The sequence below is a fragment of the Sphingobacterium bovisgrunnientis genome (assembly GCF_009829085.1).
GTDB classification, from domain to species: domain Bacteria; phylum Bacteroidota; class Bacteroidia; order Sphingobacteriales; family Sphingobacteriaceae; genus Sphingobacterium; species Sphingobacterium bovisgrunnientis.
This window is the reverse complement of the sequence record NZ_WUQY01000058.1, coordinates 1-8447: the sequence shown is the minus strand read 5'-3', so window position 1 is coordinate 8447 and position 8447 is coordinate 1. Positions and strand designations below refer to the sequence as shown.

At 35.0% G+C, this 8447-nt stretch carries 6 protein-coding genes; 4 read left to right on the top strand and 2 right to left on the bottom strand.

The genetic code is table 11. The annotated features are described in order from the left end of the window. The first annotated feature begins 339 nt into the window (after positions 1–339). The 4 genes from amaB to GOQ16_RS16835 all read left to right on the top strand — a co-directional run bounded on the left by amaB (position 340) and on the right by GOQ16_RS16835 (position 4684). Positions 340–1869 carry an L-piperidine-6-carboxylate dehydrogenase gene (gene amaB / locus GOQ16_RS16850; RefSeq protein ID WP_160070364.1) on the top strand — a complete coding sequence of 510 codons (1530 nt, stop codon included), beginning with the start codon at positions 340–342 and terminating at the stop codon, positions 1867–1869. Between the two features lie 25 nt (positions 1870–1894). Beyond that, on the top strand, positions 1895–3181 hold the full coding sequence (gene lat, locus GOQ16_RS16845; protein ID WP_160070363.1) for an L-lysine 6-transaminase: 1287 nt from the start codon (positions 1895–1897) through the stop codon (positions 3179–3181). A 124-nt stretch (positions 3182–3305) separates the two neighbouring features. Next, positions 3306–4109 carry a metallophosphoesterase family protein gene (locus tag GOQ16_RS16840; RefSeq protein ID WP_160070362.1) on the top strand — a complete coding sequence of 268 codons (804 nt, stop codon included), beginning with the start codon at positions 3306–3308 and terminating at the stop codon, positions 4107–4109. After that, positions 4109–4684 carry a hypothetical protein gene (locus tag GOQ16_RS16835; protein ID WP_160070361.1) on the top strand — a complete coding sequence of 192 codons (576 nt, stop codon included), beginning with the start codon at positions 4109–4111 and terminating at the stop codon, positions 4682–4684. Before GOQ16_RS16840 ends, GOQ16_RS16835 begins: the two co-directional genes overlap by 1 nt. A 16-nt stretch (positions 4685–4700) precedes the next feature. On the opposite strand, the gene GOQ16_RS16830 is transcribed toward GOQ16_RS16835, so the two are convergent. After that, entirely contained in the window at positions 4701–5489 is a 789-nt protein-coding gene (locus GOQ16_RS16830) for a GLPGLI family protein (protein ID WP_160070360.1), read from the bottom strand. A gap of 1 nt (position 5490) precedes the next feature. Continuing rightward, positions 5491–8280, bottom strand: a complete 2790-nt coding sequence (locus GOQ16_RS16825; RefSeq protein ID WP_160070359.1) for a TonB-dependent receptor — start codon at positions 8278–8280, stop codon at positions 5491–5493. Positions 8281–8447: the final 167 nt, after the last annotated feature.

Below are 8447 nucleotides of genomic sequence, written 5' to 3'. Positions count from 1 at the left end.
TCCGCAAATTTTATTTGAAGATTTTTTCTTTTTTTGTTTTTCCAGAGTTTCCCCGTTTAAACTGTCTCTAACCTCGTATTTCATTGCTGTTACCAGCGTTCCTCCCTTGCGGAGTGGTGCAAAGATAGCAACATTTACACATCACTTCAAAGCTTTAGCGTGAATTAATTTTGCAATTTGAGTTAACTCACTGGAAGATTGGCGGATAAAATTGTTTTATCTATTTACCTAACTCACTTTACATAAATAGCACCTACGTATTAAAATTCACTGTTATTATTTATAATTTGATCATAATTCAGTACATTTATATTAAAAAAGAATTTACGACAGCATAAAATGAATAAAAAAGAACTATCATCAATAAATGTCTTAGAAAACAATTTAGGAACCTCTACTGGAACCAATTGGTTTGCGCATGGAAAGGCTATCCAGTCGTCGTCTCCAACCAATGGACTATATATCGGTACCGTAACCGCCACCACCAGAGAAGACTACGAAAATGTACTACAAGAAGCGGAAAAAGCTAAACTAATTTGGCGCGATATCCCAGCTCCAAAACGCGGTGAAATCATTAGACAACTTGGAGAGAGATTACGAAAAGAGAAAGCAATACTCGGAAAGCTTGTTTCTTACGAAATGGGAAAATCCTATCAAGAAGGTCTTGGTGAAGTACAGGAAATGATAGATATATGTGATTTTGCGGTGGGTTTGTCGAGACAACTCTATGGCAATACCATCCATTCTGAAAGACCAGGTCATCGCATGTATGATCAATATCATCCGCTAGGCATCGTGGGGATTATTACTGCCTTTAATTTTCCGGTAGCCGTTTGGGCTTGGAATGCAGCATTAGCTTTAGTTTGTGGTGATGTTGTAATTTGGAAGCCATCTGAAAAAACACCTCTCTGTGCAATAGCTTGTCAACATATTATTGCAGATATTTTAAAAGAGAATAATTTGCCAGAAGGAATTTCATCTGTTGTGACAGGTGATGCAGAGGTCGGAAAATGGATTGCAGATGATGAACACATCGCTTTGGTGTCTGCTACAGGTTCTACTCGAATGGGCAAACAAGTTTCAGTTACAGTAGCAAATCGCTTAGGAAAGTCCCTATTAGAATTGGGTGGTAATAATGCCATCATAGTCACACCTTCTGCAGATTTAAAAATGACAATTATTGGTGCAGTATTCGGCGCTGTAGGTACTGCTGGACAAAGATGTACGAGCACAAGACGACTGATTGTACATGAAAATGTATACGACAAAGTCAAAGAATCATTAGTAGAGGCATACAAGCAAATCAAAATTGGAGATCCATTGGATAGTAATAATCATATGGGACCTTTAATTGATAAGGCAGCTGTAACAATGTATCTGGATGCTTTATCCAAAATTATAGAGCAAGGTGGAAATATTTTAGTTGAAGGCAAAGTATTGGAAGGAGAAGGATACGAAAGTGGCTGTTATGTAACTCCAGTTATTGCAGAAGTAGAAAATCACTATGAAATCGTGCAACAAGAAACTTTTGCGCCTATACTTTATTTAATCAAATATAGTGGAGAAGTCCAAAACGCAATTGAATTACAAAACAGCGTAAAACAAGGATTATCTTCTGCAATAATGACGACGAACTTACGTGAATCAGAATTATTCTTAAGTCAAAATGGCTCTGATTGTGGTATTGCCAATGTAAATATCGGCACTTCAGGAGCTGAAATCGGTGGTGCTTTCGGTGGTGAAAAAGAAACTGGCGGTGGTCGTGAGTCGGGATCAGATGCGTGGAAAGCGTATATGCGCAGACAAACAAATACGATTAACTATACAGAGAACTTGCCATTAGCACAAGGAATAAAATTTGATTTATAATACACTAACCAAAATAAACTACATTATGAACAAGACTCATCACATATTAGCACAACATATATTAGCGGATGGCATGCCATTTACGATGGATTTGAGTAAATCGTATAAATCGTATGTGGTAGACACCGAAGGAAATGAATATTTGGACATGTTCAGCATGTTCGCATCCTCTCCTATTGGCTACAATCATCCCTATATATTAGAAAACAGCAAACAACTCGAAGCAGCAGCTATTAATAAGTTAGCACTTTCAGATGTCTATACAAACAGTTATGCAGCATTTTTAGAAACATTTGAAAGAGTTGCTATTCCGAAAGAATTGAGCTATGCATTCTTTATCGATGGCGGAACATTAGCTGTTGAGAATGCATTAAAAGTAGCTTTCGACTGGAAAACAAGATTGAATTTAAGTAAAGGAATAGATCAAGAGGCTTCACAAGTCATTCATTTCAAACAGGCTTTTCACGGGCGTTCGGGTTATACGTTGTCTTTGACAAATACCAAAGACCCTCGTAAGTATATGTATTTTCCAAAATTCGATTGGCCGAGAATTATAAACCCAAAACTGACTTTTCCACTTACCGATGACAGCATCGCTGAAACCATCGAAATAGAAAAGCAGGCTATTGCGCAGATAAAAGAAGTAATTGCTAAAAATTCTGCGGATGTCGCGTGTATAATTTTAGAATCTATCCAAGCTGAGGGTGGCGACAACCATTTCCGCAAAGAATTTTTTCAAGAATTGCGTCGTATTTGTGATGAAAATGACATCTTGTTAATTCTCGATGAAGTGCAAACGGGTATTGGTATGACAGGTAAAATGTGGTGCTACGAACATTATGATATTATACCTGATATTATTGCTTTTGGTAAAAAGACACAAGTCTGCGGTATATTAGCGAATCGTGAAAAGATCGATCGTGTAGAAAAGAATGTTTTTAAAGAATCGAGTCGAATTAATTCCACATTTGGTGGAAATTTGGTAGACATGGTTCGTTTTAAATTGATTTTAGAAGTTATTGAAAAAGAAAATTTAGTCGCTAAAGCTGAAAAATTAGGTCAATATCTTCTAGAAAAAATTGAAGAATTACTTCGTGAAAATCCAAATCTTTCAAATCCAAGAGGGAAAGGTCTTTTGTGCGCCTTTGATTTTGACACCGTAGAAAATAGAGATGCATTCCTCAAACGAACATTGGAAAATAAACTCCTAATTCTTGGTTGTGGAGATAAAAGCGTTCGCTTCAGACCGCATCTCAACGTAACTATCGAGGATATCGACAAAACTTTTGAGTTAGTAAGAAAAAGTCTATAAGACAAATAGGTCGTTTAGTACTACAACTAAACGACTTATTTTATCATCTAACTTTGACTTTTTGATTACTTTATTCAAAGTATAAAGATTTAATTTTGCAACTCACTAAAAATGGGTATTTTCTATGAAGTTGCATCCTTATTTTCTGCTCTGTTTCCTACTCTTTTTAAGTTCTTGCAAAAGAAATTTTCAATACTCTGTCCTAGAAGTAAATCCAATTGCTGAAAATCTCAATGCTAAAGCCATAGCAAATATTCAACAAAAACAAATTGGCGATACCTTGAAATTTTTGATTATCGCGGATACACAAGTTTCATATGATGAATTGGAAGATTTTATAACTTATTCCAACGCTCGATATTCACATGATGAGATAGATTTTATTTTACATGCCGGCGACTTTACGGATTATGGCGCCAATTTCGAATATAACTTGTATTATGACGAAGTCAAAAAATCAAATTTTCCGATCGTAGGTACAATTGGAAATCACGATATGCTGGCGAATGGACGAACCATTTTCCGCAAAATGTTTGGCGAAGAGGATTTCTCTTTTGAAGTAAATGATTACAAAATTATAGTTTTCAATACCAATGCGAGAGAAGTGAATTTTAATAATCAACTTCCAAATATGGATTGGTTAACAGAGGAAGTAAACAACGCTACTCACAAAAAAATTATTTACTTGTCCCATGTTTCGCCTTACACATCCGATTTTGATCCCGACTTGAGACAAAAATTTCAGCAATTGATTGAAACTCATCCTAATTCTTTGCTATCGATTCATGGACACACGCATAATTTTGATATGAAACAAGCTGAAGAAAATGAATTAGTCTACCTCACCGCACCAACAATCAACAAAAGACAATATATCGAAGTAAGAATATTTGGCAAGACCACGGAAATAACTCAAAAATTCTATTAATGCGAATCATCTTAATCTTGCTATTAATCATTAGCTATCAAGTTTCATCGGCAACATCAGCGGACAGTACGCGATCTATTTGGAAAAGAATAATGCCGAATAGTATCAATATGCAATTCGCGGGAAATATCGGAATGTTTTCGGCAGGTTTCAACTATATTTCACTCAACAAACGTTGGGAAGGAAACCTTTCTTATGGTTTTGTTCCTGCTAAGTATAGTGATAATGGGATTCATTCCACGACAGTCAAAGCACGCTATATTCCGCTGATGAAAACCTATAACCCTTCAACCGAAGTCAAATGGGTAAATGTAGGGATGTGGTTCAATTATGCCTACGGCGAAAAATACTTTTACAAATTGCCTGTCTATTATGATGCCGGGTATTACTATTTTCCTACAGCAGCAAATTTGGGGTTGACAATAGGAAGTGAATTTAGACGTGGTAAATGGGGTATGTACTATGATTTCGGAACGACAGATAAACGTCTAATCAATTTTGTTAAAAGTTCGAGTGCGATTGATTTTCACGAGATCTGGAATATCAGCTTTGGTTTAAGCTATTATTTAAAATAAAAGTTAAGTAAAGTCTTTAAAAAAAGACTTTACTTAATTCTTTTTGAAGGAGCTTTTCGTCCATGTAATCATATACCGAAGTTTTCAATTTTTTAACAACAGCATCTTTGGATTCTGGCACTACCTTTTTTTTCTTAGTCAATGTAGATGATATTACATCATTATTAAGTTCCACCTTCGTCGCGAACATATTGATATTCAATGAAGGAATGGAGACGCCAAGAATTGTACCTGGCAAACCTTGTATAAGCTCTGGCCCTCCTGGAACTTCCAATTGATTGGTAAAAAATGCAACGACATAAATCGAGTCCTGAATTAATCCATTGGCTCTGCGGCAGTCATATCCCGCCACGTTTCGGTACTCGTCTGTATATTTCCATTTTACTGTTGGGATAGTATCGGTCATAATCAATTCTTCGTCACCAAATGCCAACAATTTATTGAAAGTACCTTTTTTATAATCCACATAAGTCTTTGAATCTCTCATTAATGGGATATACCACATCGCACTTCTATAATTACTAGGATATTCCTCATTTACAGTTTCAAATAAGGTTTCCATTGAATTAAATTTTAACGTGTGGTGGGTAATCAATTCTGTAGGCCCACTTTTTTGCAAAAATTCCAATGAACTTTTGTCCCAAATATCAAGGTCTACTTTCCCTCCCATCGTTCGTTTTAGAAAATTCTGCAAATGAAACTTACGTTCATAGGTGATAGTACCACTATTAGGAAAATAGGTGTACTGTGCAAAACTCATATTACTGCAACAAACAAATATTAATATATAAAATAACTGCTTCATCTTAATTGTCTCCTTTCATAGTGGTGAAATTGTAAATCAACTTAAACATGCCATATCTTCTTAAAACATCGTTGGTAGATTGTGAGAACGTATACCCAGATTGATATCTTCTCACCCCTGTATTTTTATTGAATAGATCATTCACGAAAAATTGTGCTTCTAATGACTTATCCTTTAAGAACTTTTTAGATACGTATCCTGAGACATTGACCACATTGAATTCTGGTAAAGTTTTAGTAGCTGCTTCGTGAGATTGCTGCATATTCATTACTATTTTGTAATCTTTAGGGAAAGTATAACTTAAATCTACGTAAGAATTAAGAATGAAGTTATTCGTATTTAAATCTGGCTGTAATGTTGACTTATTAATTCTATACCCTGGATTCATATTTAGATGAAAAGACCATTTATTTGCCTTGTACGAGCTAAATCCCAAAGATGGCGAAAGGGAATAGTTTTCATTATTATTTAATTGAGACTCTCCATTTGCCAAAGAAAGATAATTGTAACTATTGTTATAGCTGACGTTACCTCCAATATTCATACTTAAAGCGATTTTCTTCCACAATGGTCTTCTATATCCACCGTACGCACTTGCTGAAATATTTGATTCATCAATATTAACAAATTGAATATCTCGACGTCCACTTTCTGGATCAAATGTAACAGTGCTTCCTACTGGATTCAGATATTGACTTACATTTGCACCGAAATAAACGCTCACATCTTTGAGCTGCTTATAGGAATTAAAATACAAATACATATTATTTGTAAAACCAGATTCCAAATCTTTGTTATCCATGTAATTAATTAATGGATTGTCGTTCTGTTTAAGTGGTTCTAGCTGATTCAAGTCAGGCTGTGTAGTACGCCCAGAATAACTGAGATACATACTTTTACTTTTTGTAATTTGATAATTAACTGATAAAGATGGTGCTATTGACACTTGATCTCTCGTAAGCTTCTGATTAAGATTATTGTATTTTCGTTCTAAAGATTCAAAAGAAAATGAATTACTTAAATTGACAATAATCGTATTCTTCTTAAAATTAAGACCTGTATTCACCGAATTTCTTAATGTAATATTATCAAAGTCATTTAATAAGCCTTGATCCAGTTGATCATAATTACCTGTGATTTCATTTTTATTGAAAGACTGATTTAACGTATACGAAGCCACCGAACCTAAGGTATAGCCTACAGTTGCAGTCAAGTATTTTGTAAGTGGCTCAGTATAATTTAATGTACTGTTGAAATTGGTGTTTTCCCAGACATTGTTTTTGAATTGATCTATTAATAAGGAATCATTGAGCTGACCAAAGTTGGTGTTCGAAAAATAATTGGAAGTTCCGTCCGTTGTGTTATTGGTGACCGAACTATTCAATGTTAGTGATCTTCTTAGCTTTTTGAATCTTTTGGTAAGCATTACACTTGCGTTTAAAGATTCATTTAGACTGTTTCCAGAATTATTTGTTCTTGTATCGTTTAATAATTCTTCATTCAAACTTCTTTCTGTAGTTGTACTAAAACCTGAATTATCTCTATTGGTCGTATTATATCCTAAGCGCACTGTCATATCCGAAGTTGAGTCTATTTTCAAATCATAACGCATATTTGCATTATGAGATTTATTCTCATTCGCACTAAAACCTTTAGATTGCTGAATACTCGCTAGTTCCGGCAAATTGTTTTGTATAAAGTTTGTGCTATTATTCTCCACCTCCATCTGCCCGCGTCGGTAATTCACATTCAACTTATGTTTATCCCCTTTGAATTTGTCCGAAAAACTTGCACCCATATTCAAGGCATTAGGCACTCCATTGCCCCGGTAGTTTCCACTCCAAGAATCCATACCATCTCCAGAACCAGAAGACATGATATAAATACCTCCATCATCTGAGATAGACATATTAGAGCTGTTCGCTCCATATTTCTCCCCATCCTCAAAGCCCAGACTCACCATTCCATCATTAGCGGAAATCCCGTAAGCTGCAATTTTTTGTGCCCCGTTAAATCTATTGACCATACCTTTTAAGCCATAATATTTATCCGATCCATACCCACTTTGTGCTTGACCAAAGGCACCTTTCTTTTTGTCTTCCTTGAGTGTGATATTTACCGTTTGCGTACGTTCACCATCATCCACCCCTGTCCTATCATTCAAATCAGATTTTTTCTCGTAAACCTGTACTTTATCTACCATATCGGCACGGATATTTTTAGTTATCAAGGTTGGATCACTACCGAAAAACTCCTCCCCATCCAACAAAACTTTTTTTACTTCCTTACCTTGCGCAGTGATTTTTCCATCTGCGTCAACTGTAATACCCGGAAGAACCTTGAGTAAATCATCTACTTTCGCGTCTTTATCCACCTTAAAACTGCCTGCATTATATTCAATTGTATCTCCCTTGATGACCACCGGAATTTTTCCTGTCACAGCCACTTCATCCAACAAAAGAAAAGCTTTGGATAATTTTACTGTGCCAATATTGTGATCTTCCAAAACTTTCAAATCTTGCACATAATCCGCGTATTGCGGATAGGATACTATCAGTTTATAATATCCCGTATCCAATTTAGGAATCAAAAAATTTCCGTTTTCACCACTTCTAGCAAAATTTACGAGTATTGAATCTTTAGGGTTTAATAAGGCTATTGTTGCTTTATGCAATTTAACGTTATCCGTTCCATCGGAAATCGTACCCGAAAGTTTGACTTGCGAAAATGAATACGTCACATTAAAAAACATAATAAATGTCAATAACACATAAAATAGATTAGACTTCATTCAAATTGGTTATTAAGTTTACGATATAAAACTAAAAATTTAGTTGTAGATTTTTATTAAAAAACAGTTAAATTTTTATATTTAACTTCTTTTAACCCAGATTACGCAATAGAAAAAAATAGTTAATTTAGAGATTTAAAATCCAACTGCGTAGCAGTAGAAAAAAG